The organism is Shewanella saliphila (assembly GCF_014648295.1).
In the GTDB taxonomy this organism is placed as follows: Bacteria; Pseudomonadota; Gammaproteobacteria; order Enterobacterales; family Shewanellaceae; genus Shewanella; species Shewanella saliphila.
This window is the reverse complement of the sequence record NZ_BMQV01000122.1, coordinates 1-528: the sequence shown is the minus strand read 5'-3', so window position 1 is coordinate 528 and position 528 is coordinate 1. Positions and strand designations below refer to the sequence as shown.

The following is a 528-nucleotide window of genomic DNA, read 5'->3' as shown; positions in this document are numbered from 1 at the left end:
CTCACCTCATTTCAGATGCAGCATTCGGCCCCATAACAAACAGTGAAATATCTTATGCTCAACAACTTGTAGGCTCTGCCCCAGATAATTCGTTGACTCTTTTTGACCGTGGTTTCATGTCTGCAGAGCTTTTTGAATCATGGCGTGGAGCGGGAGCGAATACTCATTGGCTCACACCGATAAAAAGCAAATTTAGGTACGAAGTTTTAGAAGAATACTCAGAGCACGATAAACTGATAAAAATGCCTGTGTCACCTGATGCAAAAAGAAAATACCCTCATCTTGGGGATAGCTGGCAAGCTCGTTTAGTGCTTATTCCTGAGCCTAAAGGAGAAATCAAAGGGTTTATAACCTCACTAGAATGCCCGATGACCTACCCATTGAAAGATATCGTTAACGTTTATTGGGAACGATGGGAAATAGAGCAGAGTTATGGTGAACTCAAGCAAGGTCAACTGAACAATCAAGCCGTCCTTAGAAGCCAAAAAGTCGAAGGTATTTATCAAGAATTATGGGGAATTTTAATTT

General features: G+C 41.3%; 1 protein-coding gene. It reads left to right on the top strand.

Annotated features, from left to right (window positions below; translation table 11 throughout):
- The coding region (locus tag IEY48_RS20355) for an IS4 family transposase (protein WP_188923352.1) at positions 1–528 on the top strand (528 nt) is incomplete at both ends.